This window comes from Pseudoalteromonas sp. AWM4_233, assembly GCF_056158285.1.
Window position 1 is genome coordinate 3,557,283 of the sequence record NZ_JBSWSZ010000001.1, and the last position, 20,102, is coordinate 3,577,384.

The 20,102-nt window shown below is 43.3% G+C and carries 26 protein-coding genes; 3 read left to right on the forward strand and 23 right to left on the reverse strand.

Going from position 1 to position 20,102, the window contains the following annotated elements; translation table 11 throughout:
* Positions 1–40 precede the first annotated feature (40 nt).
* Positions 41–730 (forward strand): spermidine synthase, encoded by a 690-nt coding sequence (locus ACXAC4_RS16150; protein ID WP_475163413.1) that lies wholly within the window; start codon positions 41–43, stop codon positions 728–730.
* Here the strand turns inward: ACXAC4_RS16150 and dtd are convergent.
* From dtd to ACXAC4_RS16165, 3 genes are all read right to left on the reverse strand, one after another.
* Positions 727–1,164: a D-aminoacyl-tRNA deacylase gene (gene dtd / locus ACXAC4_RS16155; RefSeq protein WP_475163418.1), complete on the reverse strand. Its 438-nt coding sequence runs from the start codon at positions 1,162–1,164 to the stop codon at positions 727–729. The two genes, ACXAC4_RS16150 and dtd, sit on opposite strands and share 4 nt — an antisense overlap.
* Positions 1,165–1,274: 110 nt before the next feature.
* Complete coding sequence (locus tag ACXAC4_RS16160) at positions 1,275–2,213, reverse strand: alpha/beta fold hydrolase (protein WP_475163421.1); 939 nt, start codon at positions 2,211–2,213, stop codon at positions 1,275–1,277.
* 25 nt (positions 2,214–2,238) lie between these two features.
* Positions 2,239–3,138 carry a virulence factor BrkB family protein gene (locus tag ACXAC4_RS16165; RefSeq protein ID WP_138477903.1) on the reverse strand — a complete coding sequence of 300 codons (900 nt, stop codon included), beginning with the start codon at positions 3,136–3,138 and terminating at the stop codon, positions 2,239–2,241.
* A gap of 87 nt (positions 3,139–3,225) precedes the next feature.
* On the opposite strand from ACXAC4_RS16165, the gene ACXAC4_RS16170 reads away from it, so the two are divergent.
* A complete protein-coding gene (locus tag ACXAC4_RS16170; RefSeq protein ID WP_475163422.1) occupies positions 3,226–3,876 on the forward strand; it encodes a DUF2959 domain-containing protein in 651 nt (216 codons plus the stop codon).
* 725 nt (positions 3,877–4,601) lie between these two features.
* Here the strand turns inward: ACXAC4_RS16170 and ACXAC4_RS16175 are convergent.
* The 12 genes from ACXAC4_RS16175 to rpsJ form a co-directional block, all read right to left on the reverse strand.
* A complete protein-coding gene (locus ACXAC4_RS16175) occupies positions 4,602–6,626 on the reverse strand; it encodes a S9 family peptidase (protein ID WP_475163423.1) in 2,025 nt (674 codons plus the stop codon).
* A gap of 311 nt (positions 6,627–6,937) precedes the next feature.
* Entirely contained in the window at positions 6,938–7,195 is a 258-nt protein-coding gene (rpsQ, locus tag ACXAC4_RS16180) for a 30S ribosomal protein S17 (RefSeq protein WP_058031279.1), read from the reverse strand.
* Positions 7,195–7,386, reverse strand: a complete 192-nt coding sequence (gene rpmC, locus ACXAC4_RS16185; RefSeq protein WP_058031280.1) for a 50S ribosomal protein L29 — start codon at positions 7,384–7,386, stop codon at positions 7,195–7,197. Before rpmC ends, rpsQ begins: the two co-directional genes overlap by 1 nt.
* Entirely contained in the window at positions 7,386–7,799 is a 414-nt protein-coding gene (gene rplP / locus ACXAC4_RS16190) for a 50S ribosomal protein L16 (RefSeq protein WP_058031281.1), read from the reverse strand. Before rplP ends, rpmC begins: the two co-directional genes overlap by 1 nt.
* A gap of 13 nt (positions 7,800–7,812) precedes the next feature.
* On the reverse strand, positions 7,813–8,514 hold the full coding sequence (rpsC, locus tag ACXAC4_RS16195; protein WP_058031282.1) for a 30S ribosomal protein S3: 702 nt from the start codon (positions 8,512–8,514) through the stop codon (positions 7,813–7,815).
* Between the two features lie 12 nt (positions 8,515–8,526).
* Entirely contained in the window at positions 8,527–8,859 is a 333-nt protein-coding gene (gene rplV, locus ACXAC4_RS16200; protein ID WP_058031283.1) for a 50S ribosomal protein L22, read from the reverse strand.
* 12 nt (positions 8,860–8,871) lie between these two features.
* A complete protein-coding gene (gene rpsS / locus ACXAC4_RS16205; protein ID WP_010367084.1) occupies positions 8,872–9,150 on the reverse strand; it encodes a 30S ribosomal protein S19 in 279 nt (92 codons plus the stop codon).
* 16 nt (positions 9,151–9,166) lie between these two features.
* The gene (gene rplB, locus ACXAC4_RS16210) at positions 9,167–9,991 is read right to left on the reverse strand and encodes a 50S ribosomal protein L2 (protein ID WP_058031284.1); all 825 of its coding nucleotides are present in this window, start codon (positions 9,989–9,991) and stop codon (positions 9,167–9,169) included.
* 17 nt (positions 9,992–10,008) lie between these two features.
* A complete protein-coding gene (gene rplW / locus ACXAC4_RS16215; protein ID WP_058031285.1) occupies positions 10,009–10,311 on the reverse strand; it encodes a 50S ribosomal protein L23 in 303 nt (100 codons plus the stop codon).
* Positions 10,308–10,910, reverse strand: a complete 603-nt coding sequence (gene rplD / locus ACXAC4_RS16220; protein WP_058031286.1) for a 50S ribosomal protein L4 — start codon at positions 10,908–10,910, stop codon at positions 10,308–10,310. The genes rplW and rplD overlap by 4 nt, the downstream gene beginning before the upstream one ends.
* A 17-nt stretch (positions 10,911–10,927) precedes the next feature.
* Positions 10,928–11,563 carry a 50S ribosomal protein L3 gene (gene rplC, locus ACXAC4_RS16225; RefSeq protein ID WP_058031287.1) on the reverse strand — a complete coding sequence of 212 codons (636 nt, stop codon included), beginning with the start codon at positions 11,561–11,563 and terminating at the stop codon, positions 10,928–10,930.
* Between the two features lie 27 nt (positions 11,564–11,590).
* Entirely contained in the window at positions 11,591–11,902 is a 312-nt protein-coding gene (gene rpsJ, locus ACXAC4_RS16230) for a 30S ribosomal protein S10 (protein ID WP_058031288.1), read from the reverse strand.
* A gap of 380 nt (positions 11,903–12,282) precedes the next feature.
* Between rpsJ and plsB the strand changes: the two genes are divergently transcribed.
* On the forward strand, positions 12,283–14,709 hold the full coding sequence (gene plsB / locus ACXAC4_RS16235) for a glycerol-3-phosphate 1-O-acyltransferase PlsB (RefSeq protein ID WP_475163431.1): 2,427 nt from the start codon (positions 12,283–12,285) through the stop codon (positions 14,707–14,709).
* A 505-nt stretch (positions 14,710–15,214) separates the two neighbouring features.
* Here plsB and rplQ read toward each other — a convergent pair.
* The 8 genes from rplQ to rplO form a co-directional block, all read right to left on the reverse strand.
* A complete protein-coding gene (rplQ, locus tag ACXAC4_RS16240; protein WP_058031289.1) occupies positions 15,215–15,613 on the reverse strand; it encodes a 50S ribosomal protein L17 in 399 nt (132 codons plus the stop codon).
* Positions 15,614–15,651: 38 nt separating this feature from the next.
* Positions 15,652–16,638, reverse strand: a complete 987-nt coding sequence (locus tag ACXAC4_RS16245; protein ID WP_058031290.1) for a DNA-directed RNA polymerase subunit alpha — start codon at positions 16,636–16,638, stop codon at positions 15,652–15,654.
* A gap of 24 nt (positions 16,639–16,662) precedes the next feature.
* Complete coding sequence (gene rpsD, locus ACXAC4_RS16250) at positions 16,663–17,283, reverse strand: 30S ribosomal protein S4 (protein WP_058031291.1); 621 nt, start codon at positions 17,281–17,283, stop codon at positions 16,663–16,665.
* Positions 17,284–17,304: 21 nt separating this feature from the next.
* On the reverse strand, positions 17,305–17,691 hold the full coding sequence (rpsK, locus tag ACXAC4_RS16255) for a 30S ribosomal protein S11 (RefSeq protein WP_010562279.1): 387 nt from the start codon (positions 17,689–17,691) through the stop codon (positions 17,305–17,307).
* A gap of 13 nt (positions 17,692–17,704) precedes the next feature.
* Positions 17,705–18,061 carry a 30S ribosomal protein S13 gene (rpsM, locus tag ACXAC4_RS16260; RefSeq protein WP_058031679.1) on the reverse strand — a complete coding sequence of 119 codons (357 nt, stop codon included), beginning with the start codon at positions 18,059–18,061 and terminating at the stop codon, positions 17,705–17,707.
* A gap of 127 nt (positions 18,062–18,188) precedes the next feature.
* Entirely contained in the window at positions 18,189–18,302 is a 114-nt protein-coding gene (gene rpmJ / locus ACXAC4_RS16265) for a 50S ribosomal protein L36 (protein ID WP_002959476.1), read from the reverse strand.
* A 22-nt stretch (positions 18,303–18,324) separates the two neighbouring features.
* On the reverse strand, positions 18,325–19,653 hold the full coding sequence (gene secY, locus ACXAC4_RS16270) for a preprotein translocase subunit SecY (RefSeq protein ID WP_058031292.1): 1,329 nt from the start codon (positions 19,651–19,653) through the stop codon (positions 18,325–18,327).
* Between the two features lie 11 nt (positions 19,654–19,664).
* The gene (rplO, locus tag ACXAC4_RS16275) at positions 19,665–20,099 is read right to left on the reverse strand and encodes a 50S ribosomal protein L15 (RefSeq protein WP_058031293.1); all 435 of its coding nucleotides are present in this window, start codon (positions 20,097–20,099) and stop codon (positions 19,665–19,667) included.
* Positions 20,100–20,102 lie beyond the last annotated feature (3 nt).

Below are 20,102 nucleotides of genomic sequence, written 5' to 3' on the forward strand. Positions count from 1 at the left end.
CACTGGCATTACAGAAAAGCTCAGCTATGATGATGTAATTATGGAAAAATTTTTCACAAGCTCTGACACTTTGAGCACCGACTTTGTTTTTCACTGCCACGATTTTGGACATCTAATTTATTGGCAGAAACATGGCCAGATCAGTATTCAAGTGCGCCAAGAAAAACAGTATCGATGGCTCTTAATCAACGACACTTTACAATCAGTGATTGATAGAGACGATGCTACGCGCCTGTTACTTCCGCATTTACAGCAGCTTGCAGCGCTTTGGCAACCATTGGCAGCGCCGAAAACCGTATTAGAGTTAGGGCTGGGTGCTGGGGCTATCCGTAACTACTTAGAATCTAGATACCCAGACGTGCATGTCACCTCAATTGAAAAAGACCCTGAAGTTATCCGTTGTTATAAAAAGTATTTCGATGGTGATGCGCTCAGTGCGCTAATCTGTGATGACGCCGAGCGATTTGTGCAGAAAAGTGCATTATATGACTGGATTATTTTAGATTTATTTAGCCAAGAAGATGCGCCGAATTTTTTGTTCGATCATAAGTTTTATCAAAATATTCGCAATCGCTTAAATCAAGGTGGCTGGCTGTTTATTAACTTTCTCTCCAGCCACCACTCGCAGCTAGAGCAACTTCAGCATCGACTGATCACCAATTTCGGCAAGAAGCCCAATGAAATTGCCATACCCGACTACTTGAATCACATCATTGCAGTAAGCCGCTAAACCGACAGGTTAAAGGTGACCGGCCCGTCGTTACACAAGCTCACTTGCATATCTGCCGCAAATTGCCCTGTTTGCACTTTAATACCCGCGGCCATTGCCTGTGCCACAAAATAGTCGTATAACGCTTCAGCTTGCGCTGGCGTGCCCGCGCTCGAAAAGCTTGGACGTATGCCCTTCTTAGTATCAGCGGCCAAAGTAAACTGCGATACCACTAAAAGCTCACCCTCAATGTCTTTCAGACTGAGATTCATTTTGCCAGCGTCATCCGTGAATATGCGGTAATTACTCACCTTGTGTAGTAGCTTGTCTGCTGTAGACTCATCATCAAGCTTTTCAACGCCCAACAGCAATAAAATGCCTTTACCTATCGCACCAACACACTCACCCGACACTTCTACTTTTGCGTGAGTAACTCTTTGAATTAATCCCTGCATATCATTCTCAAAACGTTATTCTTAATGTGCTAAATATACCGAATTTAGCCGTTTTCTAAAACGAAAGTCTTTACCACATAGAATGTGTAACGTCTGATATAACAAAGGTATTAATGCAAACGACACAGCATTAAGTCAGAAGCACGAATAATGGCATCCATATAGTCACCTTCTCGCTGTGCGTGCCCGGCATTCTCTAATACATAAAATTGCGCTTTATGCTTTTGAGCAAAGCGTTGTACGGGGGCATAGCGACACAATAAATCATCTCGACTATGAATAAGCCAGCATGGTAGATGACAAAGCGACGCTTTAAATTGAGCGATATTACAGAGCTGAGAAAAATTTTGTTCTTGGAAAAAATGACACATGATTTTTGCTTGCTGAACAGTACAGTGCACTTGTTCAATGTTAGCAAGTCTGGCTCTTGCGCCTAAAGCCAACTTCGACTCCCAGGCCATCCATAACTGTGCTGCTTTATGTTGCTCCAGCTCATCTGTGCCTGTCAAAGACTGATAATAATATTGTAAGACCTCTGATTCACTCTTGAGGCCATGGCTGAAGTCTGAATACAACTCAGGATAAAATTGCGCACCAGCCCCGTACGGCCCATACAACCAAGCGAGATCGGTGCTTTCAGCGAGAAAGCTTGCCCAGAGTATTAACCCTGACACTCTTTCTGGGTGAGATTGATAAAAAAGTAACGCCAATGTCGCCCCCCAAGATCCCCCTGCAATGACACTTTTTTCAATACCAAGATGATTAAGCAGCAAATGCATGTCATCCACCAAATGGGCTGGACTATTATGCGCCAGAGAATCAGGGGAAGAGAGGCCGCAGCCCCGCTGACTAAATAAAATAATGCGGTATTTTCGTGGATTAAACAGGCAGCTCATCGCAGGCACAAGACCCGCCCCCGGGCCACCATGGCAAACGACCACAGGCACCCCTTGCTCGCACCCATATTCCTCTACATGAATTTGTGCACCTTGCCCTACTGCAAGGTGAAAGCTTTGACGCGCCGCTTTGAACTCGTAACCGAGAGACATAAGACCTCCAAGGTTATCGCTTTTCTCACTGCGCTATGTGCTGGCTATCCTCAGTATGTTGTTCAGGCGCTTGTTGTTGCTCAAGCCTTTCGCTTAAACACACAGTAAACTCAGCGCCTAACAGCACCACAATCCAAGATAAATAGACCCAAACAAATAGGATCGGCACAGTTGCTAATGCACCATAAATCACTTCATATGAAGGGAAGTGACTGATATACATAGCAAAGCCTTTCTTGGTTAGCTCGAACAGCAATGCCGCAAATAAAGCACCAGGGATCGCAGCTTGAAAAGCAACTCTCTTATTCGGAACTAAAGTATAGAGCATAATGAAGCCGGCCATGGAAATTGCGTAGGGTAAAAGTTTTAATAAAAAGCCACTAAACCCTGGAATACCCTGATCGGCAAACGATACCAAAGACACTATATAAGAAGTCACACCAATACTTGCTCCTAGTAAAACCGGGCCAAGTGTTAATACCATCCAATAAATCGCAAAAGAGATCATAAACGGTCGCTTCTCTTTTACCCGCCAAATGCGATTTAAGGCAGTATCTACATTTCTGATCAGCAATAGCGCCACAGCCGCTAAGAAGCTAATACCCACGGCGGTCATTTGATTCGCATTACCCGTAAAAGCGCTGATATGAGACTTAATAGAATCTGTTGAAGTCGGGACAAAGTTAGTGAAAATGAAGTTTTCTATGGCAACTCGGGTATCTTCAAACCCAGGAAAAGCTGAAAATATTGCCACACCAACTGCAATTAATGGCACCAAAGACAAAAGCGTCACATAAGCCAAATAGCCGGCATTGATGGTAATTTGATCTTCTAGGCAGCGCTTAAAATAATGCTGCCACCAACTAGGTTGACGCGCTAAAAACTCTTTCGCTTTGGACTGTAATTGCTGATAGTGCAGTTGCATAGAAATAAAATAAACAGGAAACGTTTTGCACATCATAGCAATCCGCCCCATAATTTACATCAAGATAGTTAATAAAATAGGTTGATTATGAAACATTTAGCTCTAGCAGCTGCACTGTGCCTAGGCCTCAGCGCGTGCCAAACCGTTTACTACTCTGCAATGGAAAAAGTCGGTGTCCACAAACGTGAGATATTAGTTGATAGAGTCGAAGCCACAAAAGAGTCACAACAGAATTCACAACAAGAGTTTCAATCAGCACTCGAAAGATTAACCACACTCGTTAATTTTGATGGTGGCGAATTACAAACTGCCTATGAACAATTAAATGATGATTATGAATCAAGCCTTTCGGCTGCGAGCGATGTCTCTAATAACATCGACAAAGTAGAAGATGTCGCCGAAGCATTATTTGATGAGTGGCAGGATGAACTTGCCCAATATTCCAATGCCAATTTAAAACGTGAAAGTGAGAAAAAGTTAAAGCAAACACAAAGGCAGTTCTCTAAGCTGCTTAAATCGATGCGTCGCAGTGAAGCTAAAATGCAGCCTGTTTTAGACTCATTGAAAGACAATGTGCTGTATTTAAAGCATAACCTGAATGCCCAAGCTGTCGCGGCGATCCGAGGTGAGTTTGACTCTTTGAAAGTCGATATTCAAAACCTAATCAATGATATGAATCGTTCGATTGCCGATTCAAATGCCTTTATTGAGCAAATGAATCAGAATAAAGTGAACTAGCCTTTATACCTATTCCTCAAGTTAATCGCCTGTCATTTAACATTTTTATGGCAGGCCACTCACAAAAAAAGCGTCAATCTCGGCATTTTGTAAATTCCTAAAGTATTCTCTACGCCTATTCTGTTAGGTTCACCCTGAATGACGCATACTCTTCTACTCTTTATATGTGAAAACTCCAAGCGATGTACAACTTTAGCTAAAAAGGGTACATTCAGGGAAGCAATATTTAAAAACCAGCTGCAAATAATTAAAAATAAGAAAGTCACAATCAGGGGAGGTTTTTTCGGTGACAACTATGTTAAACAAGTATAAAAATGAGCTGATGTACACCTTTTTGATAGCCACCTATATCACACTAAGCGGCTCATCATCTTTCATATTCACACTATGGATCGTCTCAGTTCCTTTGTTGCTGCTTGGTTTGAATTGCTTTTTGAAGTTCAAAACACTGCCAATTAGCAGGAGAAACCAATTCGCCTCGATCGCTTGTCATTTGATTATGTTATTCGTCACTATTTCATTGCACTTTGACATTGGCGGAGTCACTACGGGAAGTTCTACATCAGCAATTGCACTGGTTATGCTACCAATCTTATGTGCCGCAGGAGTGATTGCGCTAGTGGCACTTCACTGGCTGTTTAACTTTTTAAAACACAAAAATGTGATTTAATAAGTGAAAAATAGCTACTTAGGTAGCTATTTTTCATTCTCTCTTCTCAGCGTAATTAATGACGTGAAAACCAATCCAAAATACGATCTAAACGCTCAACTAAATTTGTAGGCGTACCATTGCGAGACAGACCATGTGTCTCACCTTTAAAGATCACCATTTCTACAGGAACATCATTCGCTTTTAGCGCATAAAACCACTCTTGACCCTGCCCTATGGGTGTCACCATATCTTGATCACTGTGGATGATCAGAGTCGGTGTCGAAACCTGATCAGCATACTTCAGTGGTGAGCGATCCCAATATCCGGCAAAGTTGGTCCAAAGCGTACCACCAAACTCTTTCGTCATTTGCGCTGGCGTATACTCTTGCGTGCCCGCCTCAGAGATCCATGAGCTGACACTACGTTGCGTGACAGCAGCTTTAAAGCGATCGGTTTTGGTCGTGATCCAGTTAGTTAAAAAGCCACCATGACTGCCACCTGTAATATACAGCGCATCTTTATTAATCCAGCTATTCTGTGCAATAACCTTATCTAAAAACTGCATGTTATCTTTGTAATCTGCACCACCGTAATCCTTTCTAACAGCTTTACTATGTGCAATACCATAGCCGCTACTACCACGGTAATTCACATAAACGACACCATAGCCTTTGGCAGCATACATTTGGTTTTCATGGAACCACTGGTGCCCCCACATACCACCTGGGCCGCCTTTAATATTCAATACCAATGGGTATGATTTATTCTTGTCGAAATTAATTGGTTTATGAACGAAACCCTGTACTTTCATTCCCAGCTCATTCTCAAACCAAAATGATTCTGCCGGTGAAAGGGCTTTGCTCGCAATCAATGCATCATTAAATTGTGTGAGCTTTTGCAGTTTTTTCGACTGAATTTCATATCGATATAGTTCTGGGAGTGCAGTTGAACTTTCTAAGGTAAAGACTAGAAACTTGCCGCTGGGTGCAATTGCTAAATTTCTAACTGTTTTGTCTATGTCTAATAGTTTTTTGACCGATGCAGCCCTAGTGTCAACTGCGAATAAACGGTGGGCACCATGATCGCTGGTTGTAAAATAAAGCGACTTATTTGTCGGTGACCATAAAGCCTCTGAAGCGCGTCTGTCGAATGCTGCAGTTAAATTTTTTGGCTTACTATTTCCACGCTGTAAAAATAGATCTGCTTGCTCATAGGTGTCTTCTTGGTGGCTGTAAACGACCGATTTACCGTCATGCGAAACGCTCACGCTATATTGACTGCCTTGATGTTGAGTCACCGCGACTTGTTGTTTTGTCTTAATATTCAAACGATAGATATCGCTATTATCATTCCCCTCATACTCGAGCCCTGTTTTATTGGCATGAAAATAAACATATTGACCATCTTTAGACAAAGTTGGGCCATTCACATTCCAATCAGACCCTGCTGTCAGTTGAGTCAATGCTTGGCTTTCTAAATCATAAGTAAATAGGTGGCGACGCTTATCACTTAAATAACCTGCACCATCTCCGATATACCTCGCGTTTTTGACTACCACAATATCTGGTTTAGCACGCTTACTTTCAGACTCGCTGTTTAATGCTTCATTTTCTTTCTCGGGACTGACACTTAAAGTGAGCAGCAACTGCTCGCCAGATGGCATCCATTGAAAACTCGACAGACTTTGCTCTACGAAAGTCACTTGCTTTGCCTCACCGCCATTGGCTGGCATGACAAATACCTGAGATTTACCATCAACCGAACGGATAAAGGCAACACGAGAGCCATCTGGTGACCATTGAGGCGCGCGATCGCCTGTGCCTTGAGTAAACTCAGAAACAACACCCGATTTGTCTATTTTAAAGACCTGACTATTTCTTCCGCTGGCATCGTCATTGACTATTCGTTTAACAAATAAAATGTCTTCGTTATTAGGAGATACCTGAGGTGAACTTAAAAAGACAAAATCAAAGTAATCTTCAGGCACTAAGCCTTTTGACTCTTTCTTTGCTACAGATGCGTGTGCATGTGTGGTGGTAAATAGGGAAAATAATAATGCCCAAGTTAGTAAGCCACTCAAATGGCGCTTTTCATTCATATCCTTCATTCCAAAAGTCAAAGATCAGAAACAATGGCATCAACACAATGAGGAGAGTCATTGTTAATGCATGTCCCGAAAGTAGTTTCAAATTGTAGAATACGTGAGCAACCAGTATAAGTCTTAATAAATCGATAAAAGGACGTTACTGAAATATAAAATGCATTTCATTTCTGTGGAGATTTCATGAATTGAAACAGGTTTAAGCAACCTAGGTTGAATTATATTAAAAATACTAAGCACCTAAACGACAAAAGCCCCAGCAAATGCCGGGGCTTTTAAGCAATTATAAAATTAGTCTAAGACTAAAATTAAGCTTGCTTAGGACTAGAAACAACTTCTACTAAAGTCCAAGACTTATTCTTAGAAATTGGCGCGCACTCACGAATAGTAACTACGTCACCTGCTTTAGCAGTGTTGCTCTCATCGTGTACTGACAATTTAGTAGTACGCTTGATGAATTTACCGTAGATCGGGTGCTTAACCTGACGCTCGATAGCAACAACAATTGATTTGTCCATTTTATCGCTTACTACACGACCTTGAAGAGTACGGATCTTATCGCTCATTATGCACCTGCCTTCTGGTTAATAACCGTTTTAACACGCGCAATGTTGCGACGTACTTTTCTCAGTTCGTGAGTTTGAGCTAGCTGACCAGTGCTCGCTTGCATGCGCAGGTTAAACTGCTCACGAAGTAGCTCTAGAAGTTCAGCATTTAGCTCTTCTACGCTTTTGTCTTTTAATTCGCTAGCTTTCATTACATTACCGTCCGAGTTACGAAAGTTGTCTTGAATGGTAGTTTACGAGAAGCAAGGTTGAATGCTTCACGAGCAAGCTCTTCTGAAACACCTTCCATTTCGTAAAGCACTTTACCAGGCTGAATTTCAGCAACCCAGTATTCAACAGAACCTTTACCTTTACCCATACGAACTTCAAGCGGCTTGTTTGTGATTGGCTTGTCTGGGAACACACGGATCCAGATTTTACCTTGACGCTTGATGTGACGAGTCATAGCACGACGAGCTGCTTCGATTTGACGAGCAGTCATACGACCACGACCAGTTGCTTTCAAGCCGAATGAACCGAAGCTAACTTTGTTACCGTTGTTCGCAAGACCACGGTTGCGGCCTTTATGAACTTTACGGAATTTTGTACGTTTTGGCTGTAACATTAATCGCTACCTCTTACTTAGCACTTTTTTTGGCTTTCTTCGGAGCACGTTTAGCTGGCTTCTCTTGCTCTTGTTTCAGTGGAAGACCACCGATAACTTCGCCTTTGAAGATCCAAACTTTAACACCGATGATACCGTAAGTGGTTAAAGCTTCAGAAGTTGCGTAATCGATATCAGCACGAAGTGTATGTAGAGGTACACGACCTTCACGATACCACTCAGAACGTGCGATTTCAGCACCGCCTAGACGACCGCTAACTTCAACTTTGATACCCTTAGCACCTAGACGCATTGCGTTCTGTACTGCGCGCTTCATAGCACGACGGAACATAACACGACGCTCTAGCTGAGAAGAGATACCGTCAGCAACTAACTGTGCATCTAGCTCTGGCTTACGTACTTCTGCAATGTTGATTTGTGCAGGTACACCAGCAAGCTTAGTTACAGCTTGGCGAAGCTTTTCAACGTCTTCACCTTTTTTACCGATAACAACACCAGGACGAGCTGTGTGAATTGTTACACGGATTGATTTAGCTGGACGCTCGATAACGATTTTAGACACAGAAGCAGACTTCAATTCCTTAGTAAGGTATTGACGTACTTTGTGATCGCCAAAAAGCTGTTCAGAGAAATCTTTAGTATTCGCGTACCAAGTAGATACCCAAGGTTTTGAGATACCTAGGCGAATACCAGTAGGATGAACTTTTTGTCCCATTACTTATATCTCCTAGCTATCCGAAACCACAACAGTGATGTGGCTTGTACGCTTAAGGATGCGGTCTGCGCGTCCTTTAGCACGTGGCATAATACGCTTCATTGTAGGACCATCGTCCACAAAGATCGTAGCTACACGTAGCTCATCAATGTCAGCACCTTCGTTATGCTCCGCGTTCGCGATAGCAGACTCTAGTACTTTTTTAACTAATACAGCCGCTTTCTTAGGGCTGTACGCCAGGATTTCTAGTGCGCGATCAACCGGTAGTCCGCGGATCTGATCAGCAACTAGACGTGCTTTTTGCGCCGAACCAGAGGCGAATTTGTGTTTAGCTAATGCTTCCATCATATCCTCCGATTAACGCTTCTTCGCTTTCTTATCCGCAGCGTGGCCGCGGTAAGTGCGTGTAGGTGCAAACTCACCTAGTTTGTGACCGATCATTTCGTCTGTAACGAATACAGGTACGTGCTGACGACCATTATGGACAGCGATGGTCAATCCGATCATGTTAGGGATGATCATTGAACGACGGCTCCAAGTCTTGATAGGCTTCTTGTCACCGCTTTCCAACGCCTTCTCTACCTTCTTCAGCAAGTGTAGGTCAATGAATGGACCCTTCTTGAGAGAACGTGGCATGGCAATTCCTCAACTATTACTTAGTACGACGACGTACGATTAATTTATCAGTACGCTTGTTTTTACGTGTCTTCTTACCTTTAGTAGGTACACCCCATGGAGATACAGGATGACGACCACCAGAAGTACGACCTTCACCACCACCGTGTGGGTGGTCTACTGGGTTCATGGCAACACCACGAACTGTAGGACGGATACCACGCCAACGATTTGCACCAGCTTTACCTAGTGAACGTAGCATGTGTTCTGCGTTACCTACTTCACCTAAAGTTGCGCGACAATCCGCTTCAACTTTACGCATCTCGCCTGAACGTAGACGAAGTGTTACGTACTGACCTTCACGAGCAAGGATCTGAACGTATGCACCCGCTGAACGAGCGATTTGAGCACCTTTACCAGGCTTAAGCTCAACGTTGTGAACAGTAGAACCTACAGGCATGTTGCGCATTGGTAATGTGTTACCAGCCTTGATTGGTGCATCAACACCAGACTGAATAGTATCACCAGCTTTTAAGCCTTTAGGTGCGATGATGTAACGACGCTCACCGTCTGCATATAATACAAGAGCGATGTTTGCGCTACGGTTTGGATCATATTCTAAACGCTCAACTTTAGCCGGAATACCGTCTTTAGTACGTTTAAAATCGATTACACGGTAGTGTTGCTTATGACCACCACCGATGTGACGAACCGTGATACGACCGTTGTTGTTACGACCACCTGATTTAGAGTTCTTCTCTAATAGCGGAGCGTATGGCTTACCCTTGTGTAGATCAGGGTTAACCACTTTAACGACGTGACGACGACCCGCAGAAGTTGGTTTACACTTTTGAAGTGCCATAATTCTAACTCCCCTTATTACTCGGCGCCGCCGACAAAGTCTAGCTCGCTACCTTCTTTAAGAGTAACGTAGGCTTTTTTCCAGTCTGAACGACGACCGAAACGCATGCCAGTACGCTTTGTTTTACCCTTAACGTTAAGTGTACGAACACCAGTTACTTCTACTTCAAAAAGCTTCTCAACTGCAGCTTTAACTTCAGCTTTAGTTGCGTCTGTTGCTACTTTGAAAACGATTGTGTTGTTTTCTTCAGCTGCAATAGTGCTCTTTTCAGAGATGTGTGGAGCAAGGATTACTTTTAAAAGACGTTCTTCACGGATCATGCTAGCGCCTCCTCAAGTTGCTTAACAGCACCTGCAGTAATTAATACCTTATCGAAAGCGATTAGGCTTACTGGGTCAATGCCAGCTACATCACGTGTATCAACCTTGTATAGGTTACGTGCAGAAAGGAATAGATTCTCATCTACTTCTTCAGTCACGATTAACACGTCTTTAAGCTCAAGCTCTTTAAGCTTACCAACAAGCTCTTTAGTTTTTGGTGCTTCTAAACCGAAGTTTTCAACAACAACTAAGCGCTCTTGGCGTACAAGCTCAGATAAGATGCTTTTGATCGCACCGCGATACATCTTACGGTTAACTTTTTGGCTGTGATCTTGCGGCTTAGCTGCAAAGCTCACACCACCGCTGCGCCAGATTGGGCTGCGGATTGTACCAGCACGTGCACGGCCAGTACCTTTTTGGCTGAATGGTTTCTTACCACCACCACGAACTTCAGAACGTGTCTTCTGAGCACGAGTACCTTGACGAGCACCTGCTGCGTATGCAACAACTACTTGGTGTACTAATGCTTCGTTAAACTCACGTCCAAAAGTAGCTTCGGAAACTTCAAGCGCACCAGCGCCTTTAATTGCTAATTCCATCACTAAATCTCCAGGACTTATGCTTTAACAGCTGGTTTAACGATAACGTCACCGCCGATAGCGCCAGGTACTGCACCTTTAACTAAAAGCAGGTTACGCTCTGCGTCAACACGAACTAGTTCAAGATTCTGAGTCGTTGAACGCTCAGCACCCATGTGACCGGCCATTTTCTTACCTTTAAACACCTTACCAGGTGATTGGTTTTGACCGATTGAACCAGGAGCACGGTGAGAGATAGAGTTACCGTGAGTAGCGTCTTGCATGCTGAAATTCCAGCGCTTAACACCACCTTGGAAACCTTTACCTTTTGAAGTGCCAGTAACGTCAACTTTGTTTACGTCATTGAAAAGCTCAACTGTTAGTTCAGCACCAACTTCAAATTCACCTTCTCCGCCGTTAAGACGGAATTCCCACAGGCCACGACCCGCTTCAACACCAGCTTTAGCGAAGTGACCCGCTTCTGGTTTGTTTACACGGCTTGCTTTTTTCTCGCCTGCAGTAACTTGAAGCGCGTTATAACCGTCTGTAGCGTCAGATTTGATCTGCGTTACACGGTTAGGCGTCGCTTCGATAACTGTCACAGGGATAGATACACCATCTTCAGTGAAGACACGTGTCATACCCACTTTACGACCGACTAGACCTAATGCCATTTTCCTAAAACCTCTCTAATCTTCCGATTAACCCAGGCTGATTTGAACATCAACACCAGCAGCAAGGTCTAGGCGCATTAGAGCGTCTACAGTCTTGTCTGTTGGTTCTACGATGTCGATCAGACGTTTGTGGGTGCGGATTTCATACTGATCACGCGCATCTTTGTTTACGTGCGGTGAAACCAATACAGTGAAGCGCTCAAAACGTGTAGGAAGTGGGATTGGACCACGTACCTGTGCACCTGTGCGTTTCGCAGTTTCCACGATTTCCGCCGTTGATTGGTCAATCAAACGGTGGTCAAAAGCTTTTAGGCGAATACGAATGCGTTGATTTGACATTCTTTAACCTCAATAAAAAGAGCATTTAAAAAGAGCATAAAAAAACCTCCGAAACCACCTAAATATTAGGAAGTCGGGTGTTCTTCTATTTCTACCATTGAACTCCAAATCGGAGTTCCTATTTAATGGCTTGAGATCCAAGCCTTGTTTCTAACTTTCCAGCTAATAATGAGCGGAAAGTTTGCGTATTATATAGAGACTGGTGATAAATGCAACAGTTTATCTTAATAAATATCTTATCTAGCGTTACAGCGAATGAGTCGAGTTCTTTCTGAAAACATCTACACTTAATAGAAGCTTCTGAGATTGATGCTTTTTTGTAAATGGTCAGTCCAGTATTTCCTTGGTATTCTATAGCAAATTTTTTAGCTGGTTATGATATGAACATTTTGACTCGCAGCGCGAACGTAATTGCAGCTGCCGTAAACCGTATTTTGGTTAGAACAAAACTGCTGCCGGAATCTCCTGTTGCACAATTTGATCTCGACCCATCTGTGCCTACGTTTTACGTAACGCGTCTAAATTCAAAAGCAGATTTAGCTGCATTGGCAGCAGTATGTAAACAGCTGGGCTTGCCAGACCCAAGAGAGCAGCAAACACTCTCAGGAAAACAGATCGACCGTTTTATCCCACTTGCTAACCCAACCCCGCTGTTTGGTGACAAAGCAAAACCCAGTGACGCACTGGAAATTGGCAAACAAATCTTCGATGCATTTAGCCTCTCTCCAGAACAGCGCGCACAGGTTGTGCCTGTTACTATTCTTTGGGGCAGAAACCCCGGCAAAGAAAAGCCAGGTATCGGCACACTATTTTCTCATTCAATGACTCCGAGCTGGTTAAGAAAGTTTTTTGTTTTGTTGTTCTCTGGTAGAGATAACCTCGTTCGCTTTAGTCAACCCATTGAACTCAACCAGTTGATGACGGATAAAGCGGATGTTGACGAACTGCCGCACAAACTACTTCGCGTGGCACGCGTGCACTTCAAACGTCAAAAATTGGCTGCAACAGGCCCCAAGTTACCTTCAAGAGAAGCACTGTTCTCAGGCTTACTTGCATCACCAAGCATTAAGAAGGCGATTGCAGACGAAGCTAAAGCGAAAGGATTAAGTCATGAAGAAGCCAAGTTAAAAGCGAAAGAATTACTTGAGGAGATCGCTGCCAACTACTCCGATGCAATGATCAGAGTAGGAGACCGTATTTTAACTTGGTTGTGGAACAAACTTTATAATGGCATCGAAGTAAAATACGCAGAGCGTGTTCATGAGCTAACCAATAAAGGCCACGAAATTATTTATGTACCTTGCCACCGCAGCCACATGGACTACCTGTTACTGACTTATGTTATCTATCACCAAGGGTTAGTACCTCCACATATCGCAGCAGGTGTAAATTTAAACTTCTTTCCTGCAGGGGGGATCTTCCGTCGATCTGGTGCTTTCTTTATTCGCCGCTCATTTGCCGGAAATAAACTTTACTCAGCCATTTTCAAAGAGTACTTAAGCCAGCTCTTTATGAAAGGCTACTCGGTTAAGTTTTATACTGAAGGTGGCCGTAGTAGAACAGGCCGCCTATTGCCACCGAAAACAGGTATGTTAGCAATGACCATGCAGGCTATGCTGCGTGGTATTGAGCGACCAATCTCTATTGTGCCTGTTTATATCGGCTATGAACACGTAATGGAGATTAATACATATCTGAAAGAGCTCGCGGGTAATGACAAAAAGAACGAATCCATCTTCGCAGTTTTTAAAGCGATAAAAAATCTCAAAAACTATGGTCGCGGTTATCTTAACTTCGGTGAACCAATTGCACTTCAACAATACCTAAATGAACACCAGCCTGACTGGCGTGCTCATATTGGTGATGATAGTGCGAAGCCGCAATGGCTTAATACCCAGGTTGCAAACGTGGCGCAAGACATTATGACTAATATAAACAGCGCCGCTGCACTGAATGCTGTTAACTTACTCGCCACAATTTTACTGAGTCGCGACCAATTTGCTTTAAGTAAACCAAAGCTACTAAAGCAGCTGGATTTTTATTTAGCACTTCAGCAGCAAGCAAAATATAACGATCAAGTGACACTTCCTTCAGATGATGCGCAATCACTACTAGAGCATGCGTTAAAGTTGAATAAGTTTGATGTGTTAACTGATGAGATGGGCGAAATCATCTCTATTAAAGACAAAGAGCGCACACTATTTAATTACTATAGAAATAACATCATTCATCTTTTTGCTGTTCCAAGCATACTTGCACAGCTAATTTATCAAAAAACAGAAGTCTCTGTTGAGTCTGCAAATAAGACCGTGAATGCATTGTATCCACTGTTTGCGAAAGAATGGTTTTTAACAACACTGTCTGAGGACTATATCGCGAATATCTTAAACAGCTTTGAACAACAGAAGCTGATCACCACGGATAATGGCATCATCAAGATCACAGCCGACAAGCAAGCGCAAGCTCAATTAGAAATGCTCGGTAACGTGATGCATCTAACCCTTGAACGTTATGCAATTACGACGACGCAGATCATCAATTCAGATGCGATTAAGCGCCAGCAGCTTGAAGCAGATTGTGAAGTGTTAGCCAAACGCTTAGGTACTTTACATGGCATAAAAAGCCCAGAGTTCTTTGATAAGAAGGTGCTTACCAATCTGATATCTGGGCTAAAGGAGCAAAACTATATCAGTATTTGTGAGCAAAACACTATCCATGCCCAAGAGGCTATAGCTAATTTACAATCGCAACTGACTGAATTATTGCCAGCGAGTATTTGGCAATCCATACATGAACACAGTAGTTGATATAAAGACTCTAAAAGCCGCTTTTAAATGCGGCTTTTCTTTTACTAATACCACGACGAGTTTAATAGGTCATAGCCTACCAGTGATACTTCACGCAGTATCATATCTACTTTCAGCACCAATATTTTTTAACCTAGTTAATCAGTTAATCAGTTAATCAGTTAATCAGTTAATCAGTTAATCAGTTAATCAGTTAATCAGTTAATCAGTTAATCAGTTAATCAGTTAATCAGTTAATCAGTTAATCAGTTAATCAGTTAATCAGTTAATCAGTTAATCAGTTAATCAGTTAATCAGTTAATCAGTTAATCAAACTGAGTTTTTAGTAATTGAGCAATTTGTAAACCAAAGGAGGGATAAATTAATAGATATCGGAAGGGGTTAAAAATGGAAATGCTAGTTTGTGGGTTATTTTATTGCTTCGACTGAAAGGTAAATTAAATAGAACGATTCTGAAAACAAAAAGGCCGAGCTAATGCTCGGCCTTTTCATGTCTTATAAAGACTTACTCTGCAGACTGTGCGTCTTCTTGAGTTTCTTCCGCCACTGGACGGTCTAGAAGCTCAATGTAAGCCATTGGCGCGTTATCACCAGCACGGAAACCACACTTAAGAATACGAGTGTAGCCACCAGGACGCTCTGAAAAACGAGGACCTAGTTCGCTGAATAACTTACCAACAACTTCTTTATCACGCGTGCGAGCAAACGCTAAACGACGGTTTGCTACGCTGTCAGTCTTAGCCAGTGTGATTAAAGGTTCAATTACACGGCGCAACTCTTTCGCTTTAGGCAAAGTTGTTTTGATGATTTCGTGCTTCACCAAAGAACCAGCCATGTTGCTGAACATCGCTTTGCGATGGCTGCTGTTACGGTTTAATTGACGACCACTCTTACGATGGCGCATGACCCTATCCTTCTAACTAAACTAATATAGTAATCTGATTATTCAGCTAGACTTGCAGGTGGCCAGTTTTCTAGGCGCATGCCTAGAGAAAGACCACGTGAAGCTAGCACGTCTTTGATCTCTGTTAGAGACTTCTTACCAAGGTTAGGCGTCTTAAGAAGCTCAACCTCAGTACGCTGTACCAGATCACCGATATATTGAATTTGCTCGGCTTTCAGACAGTTCGCTGAACGTACAGTTAGCTCTAAGTCATCAACAGGACGAAGTAGAATCGGATCAAACTCCGGCTTCTCTTCTTTCGCTTCTGGCTCAGAAACATCACGTAAATCTACGAATGCTTCAAGCTGTTCAGCTAGGATAGTCGACGCACGACGGATCGCTTCTTCAGGATCTAGTGTGCCGTTCGTTTCCATATCGATGATTAGTTTATCTAAGTCTGTACGCTGTTCAACACGTGCTGACTCAACCGAGTACGCAATACGCTCAACCGGGCTGAATGATGCATCAAGCAACAAACGACCGATTGGACGCTCATCGTCATCAGAGGATAAACGACTTGACGCCGGTACATAACCACGACCACGCTCAACACGAATACGCATGCTGATCTCGCTATTGTCAGCCGTTAGGTGACAAATCACGTGCTCAGGATTAGCAATTGTTACATCGCCATCATGTTGAATATCTGCCGCAGTCACAGGGCCTACACCAGATTTAGTCAGGGTAAGGAAAACTTCATCTTTACCTTCTAGAGATACTGCTAAGCCTTTTAGGTTTAACAAAATTTCAATGATGTCTTCTTGAACGCCTTCTTTCGCGCTGTACTCGTGTAATACACCGTCAATTTCAACTTCAGTCACTGCACAACCTGGCATAGATGACAGAAGAATACGACGTAAAGCATTACCCAAAGTGTGACCAAAACCACGCTCAAGTGGTTCTAAAACAACTTTAGAACGTGATGGGTTGATAGCGTCGATATCGACTAACCTTGGCTTTAGGAATTCGGTTACAGAACCCTGCATTTTATCCTCTCTTAACTCTTAACTTTACTTCGAGTAAAGTTCGACGATTAGTTGTTCGTTAATGTCCGCAGACAGATCAGAACGCTCTGGTAGGCGCTTGAAGCTACCTTCCATTTTCTTACCGTCAACTTCAATCCAAGTTGGCTTTTCACGTTGCTCAGCCAACTCTAGAGCAGCGATGATACGCGCTTGCTTTTTAGACTTCTCACGAATTACTACTACATCTTCAGGAGTAACTACGAAAGAAGGGATATTAACAACAGTACCATTAACCATAATCGCTTTGTGGCTAACTAGCTGACGTGCTTCAGCACGTGTGCTTGCAAAACCCATGCGATATACAACATTGTCTAAACGTTGCTCTAGAAGCTGTAATAGGTTTTCACCTGTATTACCTTTAAGGCGAGCAGCTTCTTTATAGTAGTTACGGAATTGCTTTTCTAGTACACCGTAAATACGACGAACTTTTTGCTTTTCACGTAATTGTAGACCGTAATCAGATAGACGACCTTTACGAGCACCGTGCTGACCAGGTGCTGTTTCAAGCTTACACTTAGAGTCGATTGCTCTAACGCCGCTCTTAAGGAACAGGTCAGTACCTTCACGACGACTTAGCTTGAGCTTAGGGCCCAAATATCTTGCCATGTTCTTTCTCCTAACCTATTGTTATACGCGACGTTTCTTCGGTGGACGACAACCATTATGAGGGATTGGCGTCACGTCAGTGATGTTTGTGATACGGTAACCTAGTGCATTTAATGCACGAACTGAAGATTCACGACCTGGACCTGGGCCCTTGATGAATACTTCTAGATTCTTAAGACCGTACTCTTGTGCAGCAGTACCTGCGCGCTCAGCAGCAACCTGTGCAGCGAACGGAGTAGACTTACGAGAACCACGGAAACCAGAACCACCTGCAGTCGCCCAAGAAAGAGCATTACCTTGACGGTCAGTGATGGTCACAATAGTGTTGTTGAATGATGCATGAACGTGTGCCATACCATCAGCAACTTGCTTTTTGACCTTTTTACGACGAATTGGTGCTTTAGCCATAACTTACCCCACCTTATTTCTTGATAGGCTTGCGTGGACCCTTACGAGTACGCGCGTTAGTCTTAGTACGCTGACCACGTAGTGGTAGCGAACGACGATGACGTAAGCCACGGAAACAACCAAGGTCCATTAGGCGCTTGATGTTTAGTGTAACTTCACGACGAAGGTCACCTTCAACAGTGTACTTACCTACTTCTTCACGAAGTACGTCAAGTGTTTCGTCAGAAAGATCACCGATTTTAGTAGTTTCGGCGATACCAGTCGCTGCTAAGATCGCCTTAGCGCGAGTTTTACCTACACCATAGATGCTTGTTAAACCGATAACAGCATGCTTATGATCAGGAACGTTAATGCCTGCGATACGGGCCACTAACATATCTCCTATAATTAAACTTGATCATCATCTTGCTGGAAAGCCCGTATAGGATACCCAGCCGATATTCAAGTTTTACCAATGAAACAGGCTAAGTAATATTACTTAGCCTGCATGACTTTTATTAGCCTTGCCTTTGCTTGTGCTTTGGCTCACTGCAAATCACACGTACAACGCCTGCACGTTTGATTACTTTACAGTTACGGCAAATTTTCTTAACGGAAGCACGTACTTTCATTGCTCAACTCCGTAAACTAGCCTTAACGACCGTAGCCCTTAAGGTTTGCTTTTTTCAGCACAGAATCATACTGATGTGACATCATATGAGTCTGTACTTGTGCCATAAAGTCCATGATTACTACAACGATAATCAAGATTGATGTACCGCCGAAGTAGAATGGCGTTTGCCACGCCATAGTCATAAACTCGGGCACTAGACAGATAAAGGTTATATACAACGCGCCCGCAAGGGTTAAGCGTGTCATCACTTTATCAATGTATTTTGATGTCTGTTCACCCGGACGAATGCCTGGAATAAAAGCGCCAGACTTTTTAAGGTTATCTGCTGTCTCACGCGGGTTAAATACCAACGCAGTGTAGAAGAAGCAGAAGAAGATAATAGCCGCAGCTAATACCATCGCATACAGAGGCTGACCAGGAGTCAACACTGCAGAGATAGCTTGTAGCACATCAGCGACCGGACCTTCACCTTGGCCGAACCAGCTTGCAATTGTACCAGGGAACAAAATGATACTGCTAGCAAAGATTGGTGGAATAACACCCGCCATATTAACTTTTAATGGTAAGTGCGTGCTTTGAGCAGCAAATACCTGACGACCTTGTTGACGCTTCGCATAGTTAACAACGATACGACGTTGACCACGCTCAAAGAACACAACAAGATAAGTTACAGCGAATACGATTACCGCAATCATAAGCAGTACAAAAACATTCAAATCGCCTTGGCGCGCCATTTCGGCTGTCGAGCCAACAGCAGACGGCAGGTTAGCTACGATACCAACAAATATTAGAACTGAGATACCGTTACCGATACCACGCTCTGTAATTTGTTCACCCAGCCACATAAGGAACATAGTACCTGTTACTAAGCTCACCACAGCGGTGAAATAGAAACCGAAACCTGGGTTAACAACTAACCCGTCCATCATGCTTGGTAAGCCAGTGGCGATACCAATCGACTGGAATGTAGCAAGCACGAGCGTACCGTATCGAGTATACTGGCTGATTTTCTTACGACCTTGCTCACCTTCTTTCTTAAGCTCTATCATCGCAGGATGTATGTGCGTTAATAGCTGCATAATAATCGAAGCTGAGATGTAAGGCATAATACCCAGCGCTAATACCGAAGCACGCTCAAGCGCACCACCACTGAACATGTTGAACATCTCAACAATGGTGCCCTTTTGTTGCTCGAAGAACTCGGCAAGTACAGCGGCGTCAATCCCAGGGATCGGCACGAAAGAACCTAAACGGTAAATAATAATTGCACCTAATACAAATAGTAAACGGCGCTTTAATTCCGCTAAGCCACTTTGTGCACTTTGCATATCTTGACCTGGTTTAGCCATTGTGTACTTCCTTAGTCTTCTACCTTGCCTCCGGCAGCTTCAATAGCTTCGCGTGCACCTTTAGACACTTTCATGCCTTTAACAGTAACAGCGCGTGAAACTTCGCCAGATTTAACTACTTTAACGAACTGGATGTTCTTTTTAACTAGACCAGCTGCTTGTAACGCGTTCAGATCTACCACATCGCCTTCAACTTTAGCGATTTCGTATAGGTTAACTTCAGTAGATACTAGAGATTTACGTGAAGTGAAACCGAACTTCGGTAGACGACGTTGCATAGGCATTTGACCGCCTTCGAAACCAACGCGAACTTTACCGCCAGAACGTGATTTTTGACCTTTGTGACCACGGCCGCCAGTTTTACCTAGACCAGAACCGATACCACGACCAACACGTTTACCAGCAGACTTAGAACCTGCAGCAGGAGAAAGAGTATTCAAACGCATCGA

Coding starts and splice junctions, on each gene's coding strand:
- ACXAC4_RS16150 (WP_475163413.1), top strand. CDS start 41: ATGGAAAAATTTTTCACAAGCTCTGACACTTTGAGCACCGACTTTGTT.
- dtd (WP_475163418.1), bottom strand. CDS start 1,164: ATGCAGGGATTAATTCAAAGAGTTACTCACGCAAAAGTAGAAGTGTCG.
- ACXAC4_RS16160 (WP_475163421.1), bottom strand. CDS start 2,213: ATGTCTCTCGGTTACGAGTTCAAAGCGGCGCGTCAAAGCTTTCACCTT.
- ACXAC4_RS16165 (WP_138477903.1), bottom strand. CDS start 3,138: ATGCAACTGCACTATCAGCAATTACAGTCCAAAGCGAAAGAGTTTTTA.
- ACXAC4_RS16170 (WP_475163422.1), top strand. CDS start 3,226: ATGAAACATTTAGCTCTAGCAGCTGCACTGTGCCTAGGCCTCAGCGCG.
- ACXAC4_RS16175 (WP_475163423.1), bottom strand. CDS start 6,626: ATGAATGAAAAGCGCCATTTGAGTGGCTTACTAACTTGGGCATTATTA.
- rpsQ (WP_058031279.1), bottom strand. CDS start 7,195: ATGAGCGATAAGATCCGTACTCTTCAAGGTCGTGTAGTAAGCGATAAA.
- rpmC (WP_058031280.1), bottom strand. CDS start 7,386: ATGAAAGCTAGCGAATTAAAAGACAAAAGCGTAGAAGAGCTAAATGCT.
- rplP (WP_058031281.1), bottom strand. CDS start 7,799: ATGTTACAGCCAAAACGTACAAAATTCCGTAAAGTTCATAAAGGCCGC.
- rpsC (WP_058031282.1), bottom strand. CDS start 8,514: ATGGGACAAAAAGTTCATCCTACTGGTATTCGCCTAGGTATCTCAAAA.
- rplV (WP_058031283.1), bottom strand. CDS start 8,859: ATGGAAGCATTAGCTAAACACAAATTCGCCTCTGGTTCGGCGCAAAAA.
- rpsS (WP_010367084.1), bottom strand. CDS start 9,150: ATGCCACGTTCTCTCAAGAAGGGTCCATTCATTGACCTACACTTGCTG.
- rplB (WP_058031284.1), bottom strand. CDS start 9,991: ATGGCACTTCAAAAGTGTAAACCAACTTCTGCGGGTCGTCGTCACGTC.
- rplW (WP_058031285.1), bottom strand. CDS start 10,311: ATGATCCGTGAAGAACGTCTTTTAAAAGTAATCCTTGCTCCACACATC.
- rplD (WP_058031286.1), bottom strand. CDS start 10,910: ATGGAATTAGCAATTAAAGGCGCTGGTGCGCTTGAAGTTTCCGAAGCT.
- rplC (WP_058031287.1), bottom strand. CDS start 11,563: ATGGCATTAGGTCTAGTCGGTCGTAAAGTGGGTATGACACGTGTCTTC.
- rpsJ (WP_058031288.1), bottom strand. CDS start 11,902: ATGTCAAATCAACGCATTCGTATTCGCCTAAAAGCTTTTGACCACCGT.
- plsB (WP_475163431.1), top strand. CDS start 12,283: ATGAACATTTTGACTCGCAGCGCGAACGTAATTGCAGCTGCCGTAAAC.
- rplQ (WP_058031289.1), bottom strand. CDS start 15,613: ATGCGCCATCGTAAGAGTGGTCGTCAATTAAACCGTAACAGCAGCCAT.
- ACXAC4_RS16245 (WP_058031290.1), bottom strand. CDS start 16,638: ATGCAGGGTTCTGTAACCGAATTCCTAAAGCCAAGGTTAGTCGATATC.
- rpsD (WP_058031291.1), bottom strand. CDS start 17,283: ATGGCAAGATATTTGGGCCCTAAGCTCAAGCTAAGTCGTCGTGAAGGT.
- rpsK (WP_010562279.1), bottom strand. CDS start 17,691: ATGGCTAAAGCACCAATTCGTCGTAAAAAGGTCAAAAAGCAAGTTGCT.
- rpmJ (WP_002959476.1), bottom strand. CDS start 18,302: ATGAAAGTACGTGCTTCCGTTAAGAAAATTTGCCGTAACTGTAAAGTA.
- secY (WP_058031292.1), bottom strand. CDS start 19,653: ATGGCTAAACCAGGTCAAGATATGCAAAGTGCACAAAGTGGCTTAGCG.
- rplO (WP_058031293.1), bottom strand. CDS start 20,099: ATGCGTTTGAATACTCTTTCTCCTGCTGCAGGTTCTAAGTCTGCTGGT.